Raw genomic sequence first — 18,709 nt, 5'->3', positions numbered from 1 at the left:
ACGGGGGATCAGGCGCCGGTTTCCTGCCGGGCCGCGAACTGCTGCCGGAGTGCCTTCTTGTCGACCTTTCCGGTCGGCAGGACCGGCAGCTCCTCGACGACGACCACGGAGCGCGGCGCCTTGTACCGCGCGATCCGCGCCGAGACGTGCTCGCGCAGGTCTGTCACGTCTATCGCGGCGCCCTCGGCCGGCACGACCACCGCGCACACCGCTTCGCCCCAGCGCTCGTCCGGGATGCCGACGACCGCGCACTGGACCACTCCCGGATGCGTGACGAGTGCTTCCTCCACTTCCAGGGAGTAGATGTTCTCGCCGCCCGAGATGATGACGTCCTTCTTCCGGTCGACCAGGTGCAGCAGGCCCTCTTCGTCGAGCACGCCGACGTCGCCGGTGTGGCACCAGCCGTCCCGGAGCGTGGCCGCGGTCGCCGCCGAGTCGTTCCAGTAACCGCGGAACATCGCGGGCGAGGCGACGGTGACCTCGCCCGGTGTGCCGGGCGGGCACTCGGTGCCGTCCTCGCCGACGATGCGCACGGCGTTGTCTGGGAACGGGTGCCCGACCGAGCTCAGCCGGCGCTCGCGTGCGGCACCCTCCCCGCGGTGCAGCTCGCGCGGCAGCCCGGAGGTCATCACCTCGGTCTGGCCGTAGAGGTTGAGGCAACCCGCGCCGGGCATGGCGGTCATCGCCGCCTGCAGCACCGGCGCGGTGATCGGCGCGGCGGAGTAGACGACCGTCCGCACCCCGGCGAGCGAGCCCGGCCGCCCGGCCGCCTCGCGCAGCAGCGCCTGCAGCATGGTGGGGGCCAGGTGCAGCACCGTGATGTCCTGCCCGGCCACCGTGTCGAGCACAGCCACGGGGTCGAACTGCCGGTGCAGCACCGAGGTTCCGCCGCGGGCGTGCAGCCCGAGGCCGATCGCCATCGCGCCGATGTGGAACAGCGGCATCGTCAGCAGTACCCGGTCGTCGCTGCCGGTGCGCATCTCGACGTTCATCAGGTGCGCGCCGTGGAAGAGCTCCCGCTGTCCGAGGATGCAGCCCTTGGGCCTGCCGGTGGTGCCGCTGGTGTAGATGAGGCAGGCGATGTCCTCCGGCCGTGCGGAGAACGGCAGGTCCGCTCCGGCCGTGGAGGACAGGAAGTCCTCGTAGCGCACGACGTCGGTGCGCTCGGTGTGGTCGAGGCAGACGATCAGCCCGAGATCCAGCTCGGCGCGCGCGAGGTCGATGACCGGCAGGTACTCCGCGTCGACGAAGAGCACCCGCGGGTTCGCGTCCGCGAGGATCCGGCCGATCTCGGGCGCCGCGAGCCGGAAGTTGACGGTGGCGACGATGATGCCGCTGAGCTGTCCCGCCGCGAGCACCTCGCCGAAGGCGATGCTGTTCCGGCCGAACAGCGCGATCCGGTCCTGGCGGCGCAGTCCCGCCTTGGCCAGCGCGGCAGCCAGCGCGGACGCGCGCCCGTACAGCTCGCCATGGGTCACGCCGCGGCCGTCGGCCACATAGGACGGGACCTCGGCGTAGCGAACCGCGTTGCGGCGCGGGATGTCGCCGAGGCAGTGCTCGGTACGGGACGTCGGCACGGGCTACTCCATCGGGGCTCCGGGCACGTTGGCTTGACAATAATGTCAATAAGGGTCGCGAGAGGCAAGGCTATGAGAGCATCGAGTTAGATCATTCATCGATATTAACGGACCGGGGTGATGACCATGTCACAGGAATGCGCCTGCCTGTGTGCGGCGGCTGGGCACTACGGGATCTGCCGGGTCGACGCCGAACCGGGTTTGGTGCCGCGAGACGCCCGTTACGTCCTCGTGGCCGGTGGGGAGCTGTGCCGCGGCTGCTATCGGGCGCAGCTGCCGCGAGAGCGTTCCGGCCCCGCGGCCTGCGGCGGGCGGCTGCGCGCACGGATTGCCGGATGACCACCGGGGCAGCGAATGCTACGGTTTGACAATGTCGTCAAGTCAGCTCGCCATCGATCCCCGGGCCACCGCGGTCGTCTGTGTGGAGTGCCAGGCCGGGGTCCTCGGTGAGAACTCCGTCCTGCCCGCGCTCGCGGCCGACGCCCGCGCCGTCCTGCCCGGTATCGAGAAGCTCGTGCACTCGGCCAGGGCGGCCGGCGCGACCGTGGTGCACGCGACGTTCGAAGGCCGGCTCGGTGCGGTGAACCCGGGGACCGCCCCCTTGTGGCGGGCCATCGCGGCCCCCACCGAGGAGTGGGCGCCCGGTCATCCCGCGACCCGGGTCCTGCCCGAGCTCTACGCCGAGGAGGACCTGGTGCTGCCCCGGCACCAGGGCCTGTCGCCCACCTGGGGCACCGAGTTGCTGCCCGTGCTGCGGGCCCGCGGTGCGCGCACCCTGGTGTTCGCCGGGGTCTCGCTCAACGTGGCGCTCGTGCTGAGTGCCGGGGAAGCGACGCACGAGGGGTTCGAGGTCGTGGTGGCCCGGGACGCGGTCACCGCGACGCCGGCCGAGTACGGCGAACAGATGCTGCGGCACACCTTCAAGATGCTCGGCCGGGTCCTGACCGTCGACGAGCTGGGCGCGGCCTGGCGGGCCTTTCCCGCCGAGACGAATGCCCACTCCCGGACCGACGGAGGTCGAACCGCGTGAGCACTGCGGAACACGAACCACTGGCGGGGCGCACCGCGCTGATCACCGGCGGCAGCCGGGGGATCGGCGCCGCCATCGCGCTGCGCTTCGCCGCGGCGGGGGCGAACGTCAGCCTGCTCGCCACGTCGGGGCAGCCGCGGCCGAACCGGTTGCCCGGCACGGTGTACTCGGTGGCCGGGCAGGTCACCGAGGCCGGCGGGAAGGCGCTGGGAGTCGTCGGCGACATCCGCAAGGACGAGGACGTCGAGGCCGCCGTGGCGCGCACCGTCGAGGAGTTCGGCGGGCTGGACATCGTGGTCAACAACGCCGCCGCCTTCGACACGACGCCCACCTCGGCGATCGCGATGAAGAAGTACGACCTGGTGCACGCGATCAACGCGCGCGGCAGCTTCCTGGTCAGCCGGACGGCGCTGCCGCACCTGGAGAGGTCCGTGGCCGGGCACATCCTGACCATCTCGCCGCCGCTGGTCCTTTCCGGACAGTGGCTGGGCCCGCACCTGGCCTACACCGCGTCGAAGTACGCGGCGAGCCTGAACACGCTCGGCCTCGCCGCCGAGCTCGCCGACCGCGGCGTCGCGGCGAACTCGCTGTGGCCCCGCACGGCCGTCGGCACCGAGGGGATCCGGGTCATCCTGGGCGAGGAGGTCGCCGGCAAGCGCTCCCGCACGCCCGCCGTGATGGCCGACGCCGCGCTCGCGATCGTCAGCCGGGACCCGCGGTCGTTCACCGGTCAGCTGGTCACCGACGAGGAAGTGCTGCGGTCCGAGGGGGTCACGGACTTCTCCCGCTACCGCCTGGACGGCGAGGAGTCCGATCTCGAGCTGAGCTTCTTCCTCCCGGAGACCACGAAGTGAGCGCGCCCGCCGGGACGGCCGCACGGCCCGCGCAGCACGCCCACTCCGTGATGCACTGCAACCTGAACACGGTGGACGGCGCCAGGGCGGCCGGGTTCGTCATGGCCGTCTTCGGCCTCGACCCGAGGATGCGGTCGGTGAGCACCGACGACGATTCGACGAGCATGGGCCTGGACCGCTCGACCGCCAGCGTGACGACGTTCCTCTACGACCGGCGCGGTCCCCGCGCGGTGCCCGCCGTCGAGTTCGTCGAGTGGCAGCGTCCCGTGACCGAGCCCGCGGACGAGGGCATGCGCCCCTCGGCGTTCACGGCGCTGGGCTACCGCGTCGGGTCGCTGTCCCGGCTGCGGGACCGGCTCGTGGCGCTCGGCTGCGAGCCGGAGCCTGCCGAGGGCGGGCTACGGGTTCGTGGCGAAACCTGGCCGGGGCTACGGACCACCGACCCCGACGGCGTCACGGTCGAGGTCGCCGAGATCCCGCCCGCGGAAACCGATCCGGTCGGTGCGCTGATCTCCCACGAGCGGATGCGCTGCACCGACCTGGCCCGCTCGCTCGCGTGGTACGGCTCGATCGGCTGGACCGTGCGAGCCCGCGGCACCGGCGACGGCACGTCGTGGGCGTCGCTCGTGCTCCCCGAGGACCCGACGTTCTCGCTGGAGCTCCAGGAGCGGCCGGGGGCCGGATCGCCGCGGCGGGCCAACACCCAAGGGCTGTACCGGATCGCGCTCGCGGTCGAAGACGTTCGCGAGGCGCACGCGGCACTCGTGCGGGAGTCGGGCGAGCAGGTGCCGGAACCGCTGTTCATCCCGATGCCGGACACCCCCACCGGCGGGTTCACGGTGCTGTTCCTCGCCGATCCCGACGGCGCCGTCGTCGAGCTGGTCGAGCGGCCGCGCTCGGAGGTCCGGCGGCCGCGGGAACCCCGCTGAGAAGACGGAAACAGAAGCGGGCCGGGCGCGACTGCCCGGCCCGCTTCCGTGTCAGACCTCGACGACGGGGTCCGCGGGTGCCCCGGCCAGCAACGCGCGGCCGGTCGTCTCGCTCAGCAGGCGATGACCGCCGAGCAGGGCGTCGAGCGCGCCCGCGCGGGTGACGTGGCGGTGCATCTCGCTCTCGCTCGTCAGACCCATCGCGCCGAGCACCTGGACACCGTGCCGCATGACCTCGGCCTGCGCGCGGCCGGCTCGCAGCTTCGTCATCGCGGCCGCCCAGGCGCCGCCGTTCGCACTTCCCGCGGTGGCCCACGCGGCGTCGAGCATCGACGCGATGTCGCTGATCGCGACGTGGCCCTCGGCGAGGCGGTGCCGGACGGCCTGGAACGACGCGATGGGGCGGCCGTACTGCACCCGTGCGGAGGTGTGGGCGACAGCGAGATCCAGCGCGGCCTGGCACACCCCGGCGATCTCCGCGGCCAGCGCCCGGCGCCCGGCGGCCACCGCCCGCTCCCAGGGCTGGGCGGCGGGCACCGGCTCCCCGGCCGGCTGCCAGCCGGACACCATCAGCCAGCCCGAGCCGGCGTCGAAGCCCGCCACGGGTTCGGCAGGGCAGCCCGCGGGGTCCGCGACGAGCAGGGCGACAGCGCCGTTCGCGCGCACCGGCACCACTACCTCGTCGACCGATTCCAGTCCCGCCAGCAGAAGCCCGCGCACCGGTCCATCCACTGTGGAGGGCTGGTCGCCGTCGTCGGGATACGGGTAGAGCACCGCGCGGGTGCCGTTCCCGGCGGGCAGCACGCGGTCGAGCTCGGCGAGCAGCACGGCGTCGAGCGCGGGCGAGGACGCCAGCGCCCGGCCGTGCTCGGTGAACAGCAGCGTGGTCGCTCCCGCGGGGTCCTCGGCCACCACCTCCGCCCAGCCCAGGGCCGCCAGGGCGGGGCCGACCGCGCGGCCGGCCGAACCGGCGAACAGCTCACGCAGCGAACCGGTGAGCAGCTCGGCGGTCGCGGTGTCCATGGTCGTACTCGTCATGCCCGGGGCTCCTTCGGCAGGCCGAGCACGTGGTCGGCCAGAATCGTCCGCTGGACCTCGGCGGAACCGCCGAGAATGGTGGCCGACCGGCTGAACCACCAGTCCGCCCGCCAGTCGCCGGTGTCCGCGCCCGCCCCGAGCACGAAGTCGGTGCCGAGCAGGTCGCGGGCGAGATCGTGCAGGCTGGTCTCCGCCGTCGCGAGCAGAACCTTGTCCACGCTGGCTTCCGGGCCCACGGTCTCCCCGGCCGCGAGCCGTCGCACCGTACGGACGCTCCGCGCGCGGAGCGCCACGATGTCGCCGTAGCACTCGCCGATGCGCGTCGCGGCGCCGTCGGGCAGGGGTTTGCCGGCCACCTGGCCGAGCAGTTCACGGAAGCGGCGCAGCGCGACCGCGGCGCTCTGCCACGCGTACATCGCCCGTTCCCACTGCAGGAGGTACATCGCCACGGCCCAGCCCTGGCCCTCCTCGCCGACGAGCCGGTCCGCGGGGACGACCACGTCGTCGAAGAACACCTCGGCCAGTTCCCGGTACCCGCTCGCCAGCGCGATCGGCCGGACGGAGACACCGGGCGCGGCGGCGTCCACCATGATCATCGACAGGCCACGGTGCCTGCTCTCCGGTGTTCCGGTGCGCACCAGGCAGACGAACCGGCTCGCGGTGGCGCCATGGCTGGTCCACAGCTTCTGGCCGGAGAGCACGTAGTGCTCGCCTTCGCGGCGCGCGCGGCAGCGCAGCCCGGCCAGGTCGCTTCCGGCCTCGGGCTCGGAAAACCCCTGCCCCCACCAGTTCGCGCCCCGCAGGTACTCCGGCAGGTACCGCGCGGCCAGGTCCGGTGCGAAGCGGACCACCGCCGGGCCAAGGGTTTCCAGCATCAGCTGCGGATCGGGCACCGGCAGCCCGGCCGCGGACAGCTCGTCGTAGAGCACACCCCGGTGCCGTTCGTCGCCGCCGTGGCCGCCGGCCTCGGCGGGCCAGCCGTAGCGGTTCCAGCCGTCCTGGTAGAGGTGTGCCATGAGGGCGGCGTGCTCGGCGATGCGGTCCTCGGTGCTGCCGTGGTGCTTGCCACGCCAGCGGTCGAGGGCGTCCCCGTTGTTCAGGTAGGCCCGCAGCGAGGTGCGGTAGGCCCCCAGGTCGGTCGCGAGCGATGCGGTGGCCGTACTCGTCACGACGCCGACCGTTCCGCTTCCCTGGCCTTGGACCTGGCGAGGAACTTCTTCACGATCTCCTGGTGCTCGGGGGTGTCGAAGGAGGCGAACTCCTCGCCCAGCGCGTACTCGAGCACGCCCGCGACAGCCCGTTTCAGGTGCATGTTCAGCGCCCGCTTGGTGCTCTGCACCGCCTGCGGGGGCTGCTTGGCGAGCTTTTCGGCGAGTGCGACCGCCTGGTCCAGCAGCTCGCCGTCGGGCACGACGCGGTTGGCAAGGCCGAGCGCGACCGCCTGGTCGGCCGGGATCCGCTCGCTGGTGAGCAGATACTCCTTGGCCCGCAGCATGCCCATCAGCAACGGCCAGGTCGGCGCGCCACCGTCGGCCGCGGTCAGCCCGACGCCGACGTGCGGGTCGGCGATGAACGCGCTCTCGGCCATGAGCACGATGTCGCTGCACACGGCCAGGTTGCAGCCAAGGCCCACCGCGGCGCCGTTGACGGCCGCGACCACCGGCAGCGGGAAGTCGACCATCTCGGTCAGCAGCCGCCGGGCGCCCTCGATCTCCTTGCGGCGCATGTCGCGGTCGTCCCACAGCTCGACGAAATGCTCGAAGTCGCCACCGGCGCTGAAGGCCCGCCCGGCACCGGTGAGCACGACGGCGCGGACCTCTCGATCGTCGGCGAGGTGGCGCCACACCGCGATCAGCGCGTCGTGCAGCGCCTCGTTCGTCGCGTTGAGTGCTTCCGGCCGGTTCAGCGTGACGATCCGGATCGCGCCCCTGGCCTCGATGAGCAGCTCCGGCGCAAACGGGTTCGACATCGACCCTCCTGTTCGTCCTGGTGCGCGTCCCGTTGACTGCAACGTCAAGAACGACGTTCCCCACGTCGAGCCGGAGTAGACAACGCGATATCGGGTCAATCACAACGCTGATTGACTAAAAAGTCAAATAAGCTTACTGTTTGGCCGGATCGCCGACGTGGAAGGAGCGGGATCGGTGCGTGCGCAGGGCGAGCGGATGCTCGACGGCCGGGTCGTCATCGTGACCGGCGGTGGCCGGGGCATCGGCCGGAGCCACTGCCTGGAACTCGCCGACCACGGGGCCACCGTGGTCGTGAACGACCTCGGCGTGGGACTGGATGGTGAGTCCGCGGAGTCTCCGCGGGAGGACCCGGCCCAGGAGGTCGTGGCCCGGATCGAGGAGCTGGGCGGGAAGGCCGTGGCCGACGCCGGTTCGGTGACCGACTGGAGCGGGGTGGGCGCGCTCGTCGAGCGCACGGTCGAACAGTTCGGCCGGCTGGACGCCGTGGTCAACAACGCCGGCATCCTGCGGGACAGGACGATCACCTCGCTGACCGAGCAGGACTGGGACCTGGTGCTCGACGTCCACCTCAAGGGGACCTTCGCGCTGACCAAGCACGCGTGCGACTACTGGCGCCGCGAGCACAAGCAGGGGCGCCCGGTCGCGGGCCGGATCGTCAACACCACGTCGGGCACCGGCCTCGCCGGCAACGTCGGCCAGGCCAACTACGGGGCCGCGAAGGCCGGTATCGCCAACCTGACGCTGACCTCCGCGATGGAGGGCAGCCGGTACGGCGTCACCGCGAACTGCGTGTCGCCGGTCGCCGCCACCCGGATGACCCAGACCGTGGGCGTTTCCGCTTCCGGCGGTGGCTGGGACCCGCTCGACCCGGCCAACTCCTCCCCGGTCGTGGCGTGGCTGTGCTCGGCGCGCTCCGGCTGGCTCACCGGGCGGATCCTGCGCGTCGACGGCAACACCGTGCACCCCGTCGCGCCGTGGTCCGTGCTGCCGGGACACACGGCCGCCGGCGGCGAGCGCCTCGACGCGACCGAGCTGGACAACGGGTTGCGCATCGCGCTCGGCACCTTCCCCGCCGGGATTCCCGGCCTGCGCGGGTGATTCCCGTGGCGTCCGGGGTGCAGATCGACATGCGGCACAAGGTCGCGCTCGTGACCGGCGGCGGCTACGGGATGGGCCGGGCCTCGGCCCGCCGCTTCGCCGAATGCGGCGCGAGTGTCGTGGTGGCCGACGTCGACGCCACCACCGGCCCGGAGACGGTCGAGCTGATCCGGGCGGCAGGCGGCAAGGCGGAGTTCGTCGAGGTCGACGTGGCGGACTCGGCCGGCGTGCGCGAGATGGTCGAGTTCACCGTCGGTGCCTTCGGCGGTCTCGACTACGCGCACAACAACGCCGGGATCATCGAGGCGCCGGAGTCGATCGTCGGGTACTCCGAGGAGCAGTGGGAACGAGTGCTGCGGACGAACCTGACGAGTGTGTTCCTCTGCCTCAAGTACGAGATCCCGCGGATGCTGGAACGCGGCGGCGGCGCCATCGTCAACGTCGCCTCGGAGACGACGTACAAGGGCAACATCGGGGACGCGGCCTATACCGCCAGCAAGCACGGCGTCTACGGGCTGACGACCTCGGCGGGCCTGCGGTACGTCAAGCGCGGGATCCGCGTCAACGCGATCGCGCCCGGCAACATCGAGACCGGCATCGTCGAACGGGCGCGGCAGTACCTGACGCCGGAAGCCGTGCACGCCATGGAGACCGCCCAGCCGATCGGACGGCTCGGGCAGCCGGCGGAGGTCGCCGAGCTGGTCGTATGGCTGTGCTCGGACGCCGCTTCCCTGATCAACGCGACTCGCATCGCGGCCGACACCGGCTGGCACGTCGCCTGACCCGTGCTCAGCCCAGCTGGTCCTCGGGCCGCAGGTCGACCTCCGGCAGCGGGTCGCCGGTGATCTTCGCCGGGTCGAAGTCCGGGGCCAGTGCGGGAAAGTGCGGCGGCCGCTTCGCCAGGAAGCTGTCCATGCCCTCCCGGAAGTCCGGTCCGGACGCGGCCACGTGCATCGCCCGGTAGGCCGCGCCGAGCGCGCCGGCGAAGTCGTGGCGGAGGTCCGCGTGCAGCTGGTGGCGGATGAGCGCGAGCGAGACCGGGGAACAGTTCGCGGCGATGTCCGCGGCGTAGGCCCTGGCGGCAGGCAGCAGCTCGTCGGGCTCGCTGACCCGGCTGAGCACACCCAGCGACAGCGCCTCGTCGGCGTCGAAGACCCGCGCGGACAGCAGCAGGTCGGAGGCGCGCTCCAGGCCGACGAGCCGGGGGAGCAGCCACGTGATGCCGAACTCGCCCGCCAGCCCCCGGCGGGCGAACGCGGTGGTGAACCGGGCGCCGCGGGCGGCGAACCGGACGTCGCACAGCAGGGCCTGCAGCAGCCCCATGCCGGCGCAGGCCCCGTTGACGGCGGCGATCAGCGGCTTGCGGAAGGCCCACGGCCGCACCGGCGAGCGCCGTCCGGACACGTCCAGTCCCTGACCGGCGAGCTCGTCCAGCCGGGCGCTGTCGACGCCGGGGCAGAACGCCTTGCCGGCCCCGGTGAGCACCGCGGCGCGTACCCCCGGATCGCGGTCGGCTTCATCGAGGACCTCGAAGTAGCGGCGCTCCAGCTCGGGGTTCCAGCCGTTGCGCCGCTCCGGCCGGTTCAGCGTGATCACCGCGACGCCGTCGTCCCCGACCTCGTAAAGCACCGGGCTCGGCGACATCACCGCCAGCTCCATTCGGGCGTGCGCTTCTCCCGGTAGGAGTCGCGTGCCTCCCGGGCGTCGTCGAGCCTGCTGACCCGCGCCGTGTAGTCCTGCTCCAGCCGGTAGCCCTCCTCCAGCGGAAGGTCCTCGACGCGGTTCATCGACTCCTTGGCCATCCGCAACGCGAGCGGGCTCTTCGCGGCCAGTTCCAGCGCGAGCTCCCGTGCCGTGGCAGCAAGTTCGGCCGGTGGCACGACGCCGACCGAGGCACCGAGCCGGTGGATCTCCGCCGCGGGGACCCGCCGTCCGGTGTAGGCCATCTCGCGGGCCTTGAACGCCCCGACCAGCCGCTGCACGTGCCTCGCGCCGCCCAGCACCCCGACGTTGATCTCCGGCAGCGAAAGCCAGGCGTTCTCCGACAGCACCACCAGGTCGCAGCTGGCGATCAGCGCGGCACCCGCGCCGACCGCGCCGCCGTTGACCGCGGCGATGACCGGCAGCCCGCCCTCGCGGATGCCACCGAAGCAGCCCCGCACCACGGCACCCGGGTCGGCGAGATCGGCGACGGTCTCGCCGGCGATCAGCTCACGCCGTGCGTAGCGGCGCTCGGACTCGGAGATGTCCGCGCCGGCACAGAAGATCCGGTCCCCGTCGGCGGTGAGCACCGCGACCACCGCGTCGGTCGCGGTGCCCAGCTCGGTGAACACCTGCCCGATCTCCCGCATCATCGGCGCGCTCAGTGCGTTGACCGGCGGCCGGTCCAGCGTCACGGTGGCGACGCCGCCGCTGATCTCGACCCGGACGTATTCGGTGTCCTTCACAGGGCTTCTCCTCGGTCAGAACGGGCGGTTGACGTTGCCCTGGTCGACGGGCAGCACGACGCCCGAGATCCAGCGGGCCTCGTCGGAGGCCAGGTACACCACCGCGTCGGAGATGTCGGCCGGGTCGAGCCAGGGCCTGCCCATCGGCATCATCCGGCGGAAGGCCTCCACGCAGTCGTCGAGCGAGGGGTCGGGCAGGTCCGGGCGGAACAGCTTGAACTGCGGCTCGTTGGCGGTGATCATCGGCGTGTCGACGGTGCCAGGGGCGATGACGTTCACCCGGACCTGCCGGTGCGCGACCTCGTTGGCCAGCGACTTCGCGAGCCCGATGACGGCGTTCTTCGTCGCGACGTAGTCCGAGAGGTTCGGCACGTTGTTCATCGCCGCGCCCGAGCTGATCACGATCACCGAGCCGCCCGCCCGCCCGGCGAGGATGTGCGGCATGGCCGCGGCCAGCGTGTGGAACACGCCGGTGAGGTTGGTGCCGATCACGTCGTCCCACTGCTCCGGCGGGATCTCCCACAGCCGGTGCGGCGGCGGCGAGATCCCGGCACTGGCCACGACGACGTCCAGCCTGCCCAGCTCCGCGACGCCGTCGGCGAGCAGGTCGAGGACCGCCTGCCGGTCGCGGACGTCGCCCTTGCGGGCCACGATCCGGCGGCCGGTCTTCTCGACCAGGCGCACGGTCTCGGCGAGCTCCTCTTCGGTGCCCAGCGGGTAGCCCATGCTCGCCACCGGCTCCGCCCGGTCGATGCCGATCACGTCGGCGCCTTCCCTCGCCAGTGCCAGCGCGTGCGAGCGGCCCTGGCCGCGCGCGATGCCCGTCACGAAGGCGACTTTGCCTTCCAGCCGTCCTGCCATGCGTCCTCCTGACGCTCGGGGTGCGGAGAGGTTCCGTCCGGGGCCGCCAGGCCGCCGAGTCCGATGTGGACGGCGAGGCGCTCCAGGTGCTGCTGCGGGTCGCCGAGTAGCAGACGGCTGGTGGTGGCCCGCTTGAGGTAGAGGTGCGCCGGATGCTCCCAGGTGACTCCCATGCCGCCGTGGACCTGGATGTTCTCCCCGGCGGCGAGCAGTGCGGCTTCGGCACACGTGGACGCCGCGATGGCCGCCGCCGCGGGCAGTTCGGCCGGCTGGTGGTCGGCCGCCCACAGTGCGTACATCATCGCCGAGGTCGCGGCCTCGACCTCCAGCAGCACGTTCGCCAGCTTGTGCTTGACAGCCTGGAACATGCCGATCGGGCGGCCGAACTGCTCCCGCTGCCGGGCGTACTCGCCCGCCATGTCCAGGCAGCGCCGGGCGAGGCCGGTCTGCTCGGCGGCGAGCAGCACCAGGCCGGCGTCGAGGGTGCGCCGCAGTGCCGCGCCCGCCGCGCCCAGTGGCGTCGCGGGCACCGCGGACAGTTCCAGGGCGGCGGCCTTCCGGGTCGGGTCGACGGTGTCCACGGGGGCCGCCCGTAACCCGGGAGCCGCGCCGTCGACCAGGAAGAGCGCCGGGCCCAGGTCGGTGGCGGCCGAGACCACGAACAACCCCGCGGTGTGCCCGTCGAGGACCCAGTTCTTGTGGCCTGTGACGGTCCAGCCCGCCTCCGTCCGGACAGCACGGGTGAGCGGGTCGTCCCAGCCTCGGCCGGGCTCGTGCGCGGCGAGGGTGCCGGTGACCGTGCCCGCGGCCAGCCCCGGCAGTCGCTCGCCCGCCGCCTCCTCGTCACCGGATTCGAGGATCGCCCGTGCGGCCAGGGAGGTCGACAGCAGGGGTGCGCACAGCAGGCTCGCCCCGGCCTCGGCGAACGCGATGCCCAGCTCGGTGAGCCCGAAGCCGTGCCCGCCGTACCGTTCCGGGACCGCCAGCGCGGTCAGTTCGAGCTCGGCGCACAGGCGCCGCCAGGTGCCGGAGTCCCAGCCCTCGGCGGTCTCCGCGTCGGCGCGCATCCGGGCTTCGGGGGAGACCTCGGTGAGAAACCGCCGGACGGTGCGCTGGAGTTCGAGGTGTTCGGGGTCGAAACGGAACTCCACGCGGCCTCCAGAACGGCGTCAGCACCATATGTTGTAGCTAGATCGTATACCTTATTGTGCTATTAAGGAATCAAGGTGCGGAGGTGCCAGTGGACACGACCTACCCCGCTGAGGCGGAGGAGTTCCGGGCCGAGGTCCGGGCGGTGCTCGCCGAGGAGCTGCCGCGGGGGTGGCGGGGGATCGGGGCCATCCCGGACACGCCGGCCACCAAGGAGTTCGTCCGGCACTGGCGGCGCACCCTGTACCGGCGAGGACTGCTCGGCGTGGCCTGGCCGCTCCGCTACGGCGGCCGCGGGCTGTCCACCCTGCACCAGGTCGTGCTGGTGGAGGAGCTGACCCTGGCCGGGCTGCCCTTCGGCGAGCTGCCGCAGGACTCCACCGGGCTGAAGATGCTCGGCAACACCCTGCTGCGCTGGGGGACCGAAGCGCAGAAGGCCGAGTTCCTGCCCGGCCTGCTCTCCGGTGAGCAGCGGTGGTGCCAGGGCTTCTCCGAACCCGGTGCCGGTTCCGATCTCGCCGCCGTGTCGACCCGCGCGCGGCTCGACGGCGAGCAGTGGGTCGTCGACGGGCAGAAGATCTGGACCTCCGGCGCCGACACCTGCACGGGCATCTTCGTGCTCGCTCGCACCGATCCGGCGGCGCCCAAGCACCGGGGTCTGTCGTTCCTGCTGGTGCCGATCGACCAGCCCGGCGTCGAGGTGCGGCCCATCCGGCACATGGCCGGCGGCCGCGAGTTCTGCGAGGTCTTCTTCACCGGGGCGCACACCCGTCGCGACCTGGTCGTGGGGGAACCCGGTCAGGGCTGGCAGGTGGCGCGGACCCTGCTGACCTTCGAGCGCGGCGAGGAGGCGGCGACCAACCCGATCCTGTTCCGGGCCGAGCTGGACCGGCTCATCGAGCTGGCGCGGCTGACCGGCCGGGCCGGGGACCCGGTGCTGCGGCAGCGGATCGCGTGGTGCCACGCGCGGGTCGAGGTCATGCGCCACCTCGGCTACCGGATCCTCACCGGCGTGCTGTCCGGCGAGGAGATCGGCCACGCGGCGTCCGTGTCCAAACTGTACTGGAGCGAGTACCACCGGGTGGCCACCCAGCTGGCGCTGGACCTGCAGGGGATCGACGGCCTCGCGCTCACCGGCAAGGCGCCGTCGAGGCAGATGCGCGCCGACGACCCGGGTGCGGACCCGGCCTCGTCGAACAGTTGGTGGCAGGTCTCGCTGAACGCCCGCGCCGGCACGATCTACGCCGGCACCTCCGAGGTGCAGCGCACCATCCTGGCGGAACAGGTGCTCGGGCTGCCCCGCGAGCCGAAGGCCTGAGCGCTCAGGCTGGTTCGGGCGCCGGCGGCCGGTAGAACACCGCCAGCTGCCCGATCCCGGCGAGCAGGCCGCCCGCGATCGCGATGAGCCCGCCGGGCAGGCCGGAGAACACGCCGTCCAGGCCGGCCAGGTGGTCCAGGGAGAACCGGCCCGCCCCGGCCGTGCCGAGGCCCGCCCCGATCACGGCGAGGATGAGGTTGTACTCCCAGCCGGACTTCACGCTGAAGAACCCGTTGGCGCGGTGCACGGTGTATCCGGCCACGAGCATCAGCGCGACGAACGCGGCCCCGGCGATCGAGGTGAGCAGGCCCAGCGCGAGCAGGATCCCGGCGCCGAGCTCGGTCGAGGCGGCGGCGAGCGCGTGCAGCCTGCCGGGTCGCATCCCCATGCTGTCGAACCAGCGCCCGGTCCCGGCGATGCGGCCGCCGGAGAAGAACTTCTGGTACCCGTGCGCGGCCATGGTCAGCCCGCCGACGACGCGGATCAGCAGCAGGCCGGTGTCGGCCGCGGCGCTTCCTGTGGTCATGACGGTGCAATCTAGGGGAGGGTTGACGTAACCGTCAACTCAGTTGGCGTCCACAGTGGACTCGAACAGGACCCAGGAGGACTCGCTGCGGTGGACGACCTCGGCGAGGTGGTCGAAGTCGAAGACCCGCTCACAGCCGCGGGTGCGCACGGTCTCCTCGACGTACGGCTCGTGCCGGTCGTCGGGCAGAAGGGTGTCGTAGAGCCGGTAGAAGTAGTAGTCGTAGTCGCTGTAGGGCAGGTTGGCGCACAGCGTCTCGCCGACGTCGCAGGCGAGGTCGGTCGCGTAGCGGATCATCAGGTGCAGGCACAACTGCTCGATCAGCGACCGCGGCCGCGGGCGCTCACCCCGCTCCAGCGCTTCGGTCAGGGTCTCGAACGCGCGCGCCAGGTGGTTGCGGAACACCGGTCGCGCACTGGCCAGCATGGCGGTCCGGAGATCGTGGGCGAGCGTCAGCCCGGCCACGACGAGCATGGTGGCGGTGCGCGGCGTGAGGTCCGGGACCCGGCAGTGCGGGCAGGCGTCCCGCTCGCACACGACGCAGTCCGCGCAGTCGGCGGCGCATTCGTGGCAGACCGGGCACGGCGCCGGGGAGCCGCACGCGGTGACGGGGAACCGCTCGATCCCGGCCGGGAGCCGGCCGGGCAGCGGGAGCAGATCGGTGTTCACGGGCGGCCTCCGACGTTGGATTCCGGGTTCGCCGGTCGATCGTGCCTCGCGGCACCCGCGGTGCCGTCGGGATCGACACTTACGTACCTACGTACGTGCGTGCTCCGCCTGGTCAGGAGTGCTGCTCGAGCATCCAGCTCGCGATCTGCGCGCGCGAGGTGAACCCCAGCTTGGTCAGGATGTGCTCGACGTGGGTCTCGGCCGTGCGCTGGGCGATGACCAGCGTGCCGGCGATCTCCTTGTTCGTCAGCCCACGTCTGACCAGGGCCGCGACCTCCTCCTCCCGTGGCGTCAACGGCGCGTCCTTCGCCCGCGACGCGCGGGACGCCGTGGCCGGGTCCTTGGCCTCGGCGAGGTCGAGGCCCTCCTCGGGATCGAGCTCGCACCCCTGCCGCTGCGCGAGCTCGAACCGGCGGTCGCCCAGCTCGGCGCGCAGCCTTGCTTCGGTGTCGGCGTGCGCCGGGCCCGTCCAGGGGATCGTCGTGACCGTCGCGCCCATCCTGGCCCAGCGGGCGACCGCCACCCCGAAGATCTTCGCCGCCCGGTCCGGATCGGAGTCCGCCGTCGCGGCCGCGATGGTCTCCAGGCAGACCGCGAGGCCGAGCTCGTCGGTGATCTCGCGCTTGAGCCGGAGTGCGTCCCGCAACAGGGTGAGCGCCTCGTCCGCCCGGCCGCGCCGCCACTGGACGGTGCCCGCGTTCCAGATCGAGTACGACCGGAACCAGGTGTCGCCCACTTCCTCGGCCAGCTCGAGGCAGGCGGCGTATCGCTCCAGCGCCTGACCGGCTTCGCCGGCGTAGCCGTAGGCCATCTGCGCCATGATGAGGGTGCTGATCTCCTGGTTCCGGTCGCCGGTCGTGCGGAACACCGCCAGTGCCTGCTCGCTCCGGGCGATGGCTCTCGGCAGGTCCCCGGCGAACATGGCGTAGATCCCCGACACCTGGGTCATCAGCGCGCGGGTCTGCTCGTCCAGGGTCCTCGCGAGCCGGATTCCCGCGATGATCAGCGGTTTCGCCGTCGCCAGATCGCCCTTCATGACGGCCAGCCACGCCGCGGTCCACAGCGCCCGCGCGTGCGCCCGCGGGGCGACCGGGCCCGCGGTGAGCAGGCGTTCCAGCCAGTGCGTGCCCTCGTTCAGCGCGCCGAGTGCGATCCACGCGTCGCGCAGGCGGCCCGCGATCTCGAGGCCGGCTTCCGCCTCCGCGGGGTCGCCGAGGCAGAACTCCATCGCGGCGCGGAGGTTCGGATGCTCCAGGGCCAGCCGGTCCATCCACCTCCGCTGCTGGGTGCCGAACCACTCCGGTTCCGACCGCGCGACGAGCGCGCTGTAGAAATCGCGGTGACGCCGCCGCACCGCGGTCCGCTCGGCCGGGGCCAGCTGGTCCCAGCCGTAGCGGCGGATCACCTCGAGCATCCGGTACCGGGTGCGCCCGTCGTGCTCCTCGCGGGTGAGGATGGACTTCTCCACCAGCGCCGGCAACGTCTGCACCACCGGCTCCGCGCCCTGCCCGGTCCGGCACACCGCCTCTACCGCGTCGATCTCGAAGTCACCCGCGAACACCGAGGCCTGAGCCCAGAGCCGGCGCTCGGCCGGGGTGCACAGCTCGTGGCTCCACTCGATGCACCCGCGCAGGGTGCGCTGGCGCTCGGGCGCACCGCGGCTGTGCGGACCGGCCAGCTCGAAGTGGTCCGACAACCGTTCGAGCAGCTCGGCGGGGGAGAGGGCGCGCAGTCGTACCGCGGCCAGTTCCAGCGCCAGCGGGATGCCGTCGAGCCGACGGCAGATCGCCGCGACCTCGCCCCGGTTGGCCTCGGTGACCTCGAACCGGGGATCGGCCGCGCGGGCGCGCTCGGCGAAGAGGCTGATCGCGTCGTAGGAGGCCGGTCCGCCGGCTCCTTCGGCGGGCACGGTCAGCGGAGCGACGGGCAGGACCGTTTCCCCGCGGCAGCGCAGCGGCTCGCGGCTGGTGGCCAGTACGCGAAGTCCGGGGCACTCTCGCAGCAGGGTGCCGACCAGCAGGGCGCACGCGTCGAGCAGGTGCTCGCAGTTGTCCAGGACCAGCAGGAGGTCCCGGGTGCCCAGATGGCCGACCAGTGCGTCGACCGCGGAGTCCCTGCCCCGGGTGCGCAGGCCGAGGGTCTTGGCCGTGGTGTCCGCCAGCAGGGCCGGGTCCGTCAGCGTCGCCAGTTCCACGAGCCAGGCTCCGTCGGCGAACGCGCGCTGCAGGTCCTCGGCGGCGCGCAGCGCCAGCCGGGTCTTCCCGACCCCGCCGAACCCGGTCAGCGTGAGCAGCCTGCTGCCGGAGAGCAACCGCTTGATGTCGGTGCGTTCTCCCCGGCGCCCGACGAACGTGGTGATCTCGGCTGGCAGGTTCCCGGGGGAACGCCGCGGCGGCACCGGCGCAGGCATGGCGATCAGTTTAGGGGACTCCAGGACCCGGCAGGCCTTCGTTCGAGACGGTCCGGGCGATGAGGCGCTCGACCGGGGTGTCGGGCGGATAGGCGGGCCCGGCGGTGCGCTCGGCGCCCACCAGGATGTCCACCAGACCATCCGCGAGCCCCAGCACCATGTCCTCGGAACTGTTCACCGAAAGGCTGTGCTGGACCGACACCAGCCCGTGCAGCCCGGTCCACAACGTGTTCGCGGCCTGGTGCAGCGGGAGGGTGAGCGGGTAGCCGTCGTCGGCGCACGCGGCCAGGGCGCCGCGCAGCCGCCGGGACACCAGCCGCGCGGGGTGCGAGCCCATCCTGGACAGCTCGACCGAGGGCTGGCGGACCTCGTACATCAGCCGGTAGTGCCCGGCGTTGTGCAGCGCGAACCGGCAGTACGCGTGGACCTGCGCCCGCAGCCGCTCCCGCACCCCCTCCTCGGCCGCGGCGAGATCGGCGGTCCGCATCTGCGCCGCGAGCTGTTCGTACTTGTCCGTCAGCGCTGCCCAGACGAGCTCGGCCTTGTCCGCGAAATGCAGGTAGATGCTGGGCGCCGCGACGCCGACCTCTTTGGCGACCGCGCGCATGGTGAGCTTGTCGTCGCTGCCCCATTCGTCGAGGAGACGGTTCACCGCCGCCAGGACCTCGGCCCGCAGCCGCTCGCCCTCACCGCGCCGGCTCCGTGGCCGGCCGGAACCGCCAGCAGGCACAGCCACCACCTCTCCATCCGCCTATGACGCGTCAGTTTCCAGCAGAACACACCGGCGAACCGGGCGGGCGTGCGGGCTGCCCGCCCCTGGCGGGGCGGGCAGC

General features: G+C 72.4%; 19 protein-coding genes. 7 read left to right on the top strand and 12 right to left on the bottom strand.

Annotated elements, in window-relative coordinates; all coding sequences use genetic code 11:
* Nucleotides 1-8 precede the first annotated feature (8 nt).
* Nucleotides 9-1,577 (bottom strand): class I adenylate-forming enzyme family protein, encoded by a 1,569-nt coding sequence (locus tag LWP59_RS23930; RefSeq protein WP_144639878.1) that lies wholly within the window; start codon nucleotides 1,575-1,577, stop codon nucleotides 9-11.
* A 120-nt stretch (nucleotides 1,578-1,697) separates the two neighbouring features.
* Here LWP59_RS23930 and LWP59_RS23925 point away from each other — a divergent pair, with 120 nt between their 5' ends.
* Genes LWP59_RS23925 through LWP59_RS23910 form a run of 4 tightly spaced genes read left to right on the top strand, consistent with a single transcriptional unit; the run spans nucleotide 1,698 to nucleotide 4,390 of the window.
* Nucleotides 1,698-1,916, top strand: coding sequence for a hypothetical protein (locus tag LWP59_RS23925; protein WP_144639875.1), 219 nt, complete (start codon nucleotides 1,698-1,700; stop codon nucleotides 1,914-1,916).
* Between the two features lie 31 nt (nucleotides 1,917-1,947).
* Nucleotides 1,948-2,607 carry a cysteine hydrolase gene (locus LWP59_RS23920; protein ID WP_144639872.1) on the top strand — a complete coding sequence of 220 codons (660 nt, stop codon included), beginning with the start codon at nucleotides 1,948-1,950 and terminating at the stop codon, nucleotides 2,605-2,607.
* Nucleotides 2,604-3,461 (top strand): SDR family oxidoreductase, encoded by an 858-nt coding sequence (locus LWP59_RS23915; protein WP_229857173.1) that lies wholly within the window; start codon nucleotides 2,604-2,606, stop codon nucleotides 3,459-3,461. Before LWP59_RS23920 ends, LWP59_RS23915 begins: the two co-directional genes overlap by 4 nt.
* A complete protein-coding gene (locus LWP59_RS23910; RefSeq protein ID WP_144639869.1) occupies nucleotides 3,458-4,390 on the top strand; it encodes a VOC family protein in 933 nt (310 codons plus the stop codon). The genes LWP59_RS23915 and LWP59_RS23910 overlap by 4 nt, the downstream gene beginning before the upstream one ends.
* A 51-nt stretch (nucleotides 4,391-4,441) precedes the next feature.
* Here the strand turns inward: LWP59_RS23910 and LWP59_RS23905 are convergent, their stop codons facing one another.
* From LWP59_RS23905 to LWP59_RS23895, 3 genes are read right to left on the bottom strand one after another with little or no spacing between them, the layout of a single operon-like run.
* Entirely contained in the window at nucleotides 4,442-5,428 is a 987-nt protein-coding gene (locus LWP59_RS23905) for an acyl-CoA dehydrogenase family protein (RefSeq protein ID WP_144639866.1), read from the bottom strand.
* Nucleotides 5,425-6,597 carry an acyl-CoA dehydrogenase family protein gene (locus LWP59_RS23900; RefSeq protein WP_144639863.1) on the bottom strand — a complete coding sequence of 391 codons (1,173 nt, stop codon included), beginning with the start codon at nucleotides 6,595-6,597 and terminating at the stop codon, nucleotides 5,425-5,427. The genes LWP59_RS23905 and LWP59_RS23900 overlap by 4 nt, the downstream gene beginning before the upstream one ends.
* Complete coding sequence (locus tag LWP59_RS23895; protein ID WP_144639860.1) at nucleotides 6,594-7,397, bottom strand: enoyl-CoA hydratase/isomerase family protein; 804 nt, start codon at nucleotides 7,395-7,397, stop codon at nucleotides 6,594-6,596. The genes LWP59_RS23900 and LWP59_RS23895 overlap by 4 nt, the downstream gene beginning before the upstream one ends.
* A gap of 175 nt (nucleotides 7,398-7,572) precedes the next feature.
* Here LWP59_RS23895 and LWP59_RS23890 point away from each other — a divergent pair, with 175 nt between their 5' ends.
* Both LWP59_RS23890 and LWP59_RS23885 read left to right on the top strand, forming a co-directional pair.
* The gene (locus LWP59_RS23890) at nucleotides 7,573-8,496 is read left to right on the top strand and encodes an SDR family NAD(P)-dependent oxidoreductase (protein ID WP_229857175.1); all 924 of its coding nucleotides are present in this window, start codon (nucleotides 7,573-7,575) and stop codon (nucleotides 8,494-8,496) included.
* A gap of 5 nt (nucleotides 8,497-8,501) precedes the next feature.
* Nucleotides 8,502-9,278 carry an SDR family NAD(P)-dependent oxidoreductase gene (locus LWP59_RS23885; RefSeq protein ID WP_144639857.1) on the top strand — a complete coding sequence of 259 codons (777 nt, stop codon included), beginning with the start codon at nucleotides 8,502-8,504 and terminating at the stop codon, nucleotides 9,276-9,278.
* A gap of 7 nt (nucleotides 9,279-9,285) precedes the next feature.
* Here LWP59_RS23885 and LWP59_RS23880 read toward each other — a convergent pair whose 3' ends face one another.
* The 4 genes from LWP59_RS23880 to LWP59_RS23865 are packed head-to-tail and all read right to left on the bottom strand — an operon-like array spanning nucleotide 9,286 to nucleotide 12,955.
* Entirely contained in the window at nucleotides 9,286-10,155 is an 870-nt protein-coding gene (locus LWP59_RS23880; RefSeq protein ID WP_144639854.1) for an enoyl-CoA hydratase-related protein, read from the bottom strand.
* The gene (locus LWP59_RS23875; protein ID WP_144639851.1) at nucleotides 10,140-10,943 is read right to left on the bottom strand and encodes an enoyl-CoA hydratase-related protein; all 804 of its coding nucleotides are present in this window, start codon (nucleotides 10,941-10,943) and stop codon (nucleotides 10,140-10,142) included. Before LWP59_RS23875 ends, LWP59_RS23880 begins: the two co-directional genes overlap by 16 nt.
* A 15-nt stretch (nucleotides 10,944-10,958) precedes the next feature.
* On the bottom strand, nucleotides 10,959-11,804 hold the full coding sequence (locus tag LWP59_RS23870) for a mycofactocin-coupled SDR family oxidoreductase (RefSeq protein ID WP_144639849.1): 846 nt from the start codon (nucleotides 11,802-11,804) through the stop codon (nucleotides 10,959-10,961).
* Complete coding sequence (locus LWP59_RS23865) at nucleotides 11,768-12,955, bottom strand: acyl-CoA dehydrogenase family protein (RefSeq protein WP_144639846.1); 1,188 nt, start codon at nucleotides 12,953-12,955, stop codon at nucleotides 11,768-11,770. Before LWP59_RS23865 ends, LWP59_RS23870 begins: the two co-directional genes overlap by 37 nt.
* Before the next feature lie 83 nt (nucleotides 12,956-13,038).
* Between LWP59_RS23865 and LWP59_RS23860 the strand changes: the two genes are divergently transcribed.
* A complete protein-coding gene (locus LWP59_RS23860) occupies nucleotides 13,039-14,271 on the top strand; it encodes an acyl-CoA dehydrogenase family protein (protein ID WP_229857176.1) in 1,233 nt (410 codons plus the stop codon).
* Between the two features lie 4 nt (nucleotides 14,272-14,275).
* Here the strand turns inward: LWP59_RS23860 and LWP59_RS23855 are convergent, their stop codons facing one another.
* The 4 genes from LWP59_RS23855 to LWP59_RS23840 form a co-directional block, all read right to left on the bottom strand.
* On the bottom strand, nucleotides 14,276-14,797 hold the full coding sequence (locus tag LWP59_RS23855; RefSeq protein WP_144639843.1) for a DoxX family protein: 522 nt from the start codon (nucleotides 14,795-14,797) through the stop codon (nucleotides 14,276-14,278).
* Between the two features lie 39 nt (nucleotides 14,798-14,836).
* Entirely contained in the window at nucleotides 14,837-15,466 is a 630-nt protein-coding gene (locus tag LWP59_RS23850) for a hypothetical protein (RefSeq protein WP_144639841.1), read from the bottom strand.
* Between the two features lie 112 nt (nucleotides 15,467-15,578).
* Nucleotides 15,579-17,876, bottom strand: coding sequence for an ATP-binding protein (locus LWP59_RS23845; protein ID WP_144639839.1), 2,298 nt, complete (start codon nucleotides 17,874-17,876; stop codon nucleotides 15,579-15,581).
* Nucleotides 17,877-17,886: 10 nt separating this feature from the next.
* Nucleotides 17,887-18,612: a TetR/AcrR family transcriptional regulator gene (locus tag LWP59_RS23840; protein WP_229857177.1), complete on the bottom strand. Its 726-nt coding sequence runs from the start codon at nucleotides 18,610-18,612 to the stop codon at nucleotides 17,887-17,889.
* Between the last annotated feature and the right edge of the window lie 97 nt (nucleotides 18,613-18,709).

This window comes from Amycolatopsis acidiphila (genome assembly GCF_021391495.1).
Lineage (GTDB): Bacteria > Actinomycetota > Actinomycetes > Mycobacteriales > Pseudonocardiaceae > Amycolatopsis_E > Amycolatopsis_E acidiphila.
Note: the sequence above shows the minus strand (reverse complement) of the source record. Positions and strands in the feature narration are given on the sequence as shown.